1 protein-coding gene and 1 pseudogene are annotated in these 1349 nt (G+C 41.7%); both read right to left on the reverse strand.

From position 1 onward, the window contains the following. Positions 1-234: 234 nt before the first annotated feature. Positions 235-600: a hypothetical protein gene (locus H0247_RS19635; RefSeq protein WP_180744024.1), complete on the reverse strand. Its 366-nt coding sequence runs from the start codon at positions 598-600 to the stop codon at positions 235-237. Then, positions 597-1349, reverse strand: a pseudogene (locus H0247_RS19960) (hypothetical protein); the annotation flags it as partial. The gene H0247_RS19635 and the pseudogene H0247_RS19960, both read right to left, overlap by 4 nt.

A 1349-nucleotide genomic window follows, 5' to 3' on the forward strand; every position in this document is an offset into this window, starting at 1 on the left:
TTGCCGTTTAACGTCTGGTAAATACTCGTCTGTTCTGTGTTATCTACGATACGTACCCATGGCGAATCAGCGTCTTGAGGAGGGGGGACAAAGAAATCATTATTTGGCATTATGGAACAGGCAGAACTAAAAGATGCAAGAATAGCAAATGTAACTTTTAAGATATTTTTCACGCTATGCTCCTTATTAACAAGGCGTCCTTGCCTTATCATAACATATTAGCGGCTTTAGATATTATTTCCCTGATAAATCATAATGATCTGGTAATTGATAACCTTCAGGGATTGCAGGCCAGCTATCTATTTTCAATAACATCTCACTGTCTTCAGCTATGGATTCGAAGAAACTTGAGAGGGTCATTGCGTGGCTTCTTAACTTCAATAAAGCTGATTGCATTGCCAGTTCATCATTTTCAGCACTGGCTTTGTTTAGCAAGTCAGTATGAACTTTTAGCAAAGTTAGTTGCTTGATAAATTGTTCATTCAGTTGCCCATTGTAGTCAATCGACAAGTCATCCATTTCGATAGCCGATGTGCTTTTTTTCTTCAACACAGAGATGAAATTATTCTTCATTATCTCAAAAAAGAGATCATTTATCATTTAGGCAGTCTCCGTCCTTCTTTAATTGCATTCGCTGTTTTCGAATCGTTGTAAGATCCATCCAGGTTCAGTACTGCTTTGACTTTTCCTTTGCTGTCAAATACTTCAATATGGTCCTTATGCAGGCCATCAAGATAGTATTTATCACCTTTAGCAATATGATCACCGACAGTCCCTTTTGCCTGATAAACACTTTGTCCCTGAAATATCTGGTTGGTTTTTTGCGAGTTAGTCTTCATCTGGCCGCCAAAACCTGACTGCTTGAAAAATTCTCCCATGTTACCAACTGCGCCCTTATTCGGCTGGTACTTAGCTTTTCCTACGCCAGTAATTGCCCCCAAGGCTGCACTTGCAATCAGATCAGCTTGTACCTGATCCAGACCATATTTAGCTCGCAGATTTTCCGATACGAAGTTGCTGGAAACGACACCATCTGCATCGATCTGATGCATCCACAGAGCAGATAAATCATAACTCATACTCCAGGGAAGATCTTCGCCCATAGCCCAGTCTATAGCCTGCTTAACCGCCAGACTGTTGGCAAGCACACTACCATACTTAGCCTGACAACTATCTGGATCGTTAGCGCAGTCGTTCATCAACTGTTCTTGCTGGACGATACTGAGTTGCTGATATTTCTTCATAATAGGGTCGCAATCGCCGCCCTTAGCCTGGCAGGCTTTAACTTCAGCTACCCAGTCATCGATTTGCTTCACGGTCAGATAGTTGTTATCAACCGCATTCTTACC

This window comes from Pectobacterium sp. CFBP8739 (genome assembly GCF_013449375.1).
Taxonomy (GTDB): domain Bacteria; phylum Pseudomonadota; class Gammaproteobacteria; order Enterobacterales; family Enterobacteriaceae; genus Pectobacterium.

What these genes read in the sequence shown, in the direction of transcription:
- H0247_RS19635 (WP_180744024.1), bottom strand. Translation starts at nt 600, where the DNA reads ATGATAAATGATCTCTTTTTTGAGATAATGAAGAATAATTTCATCTCT.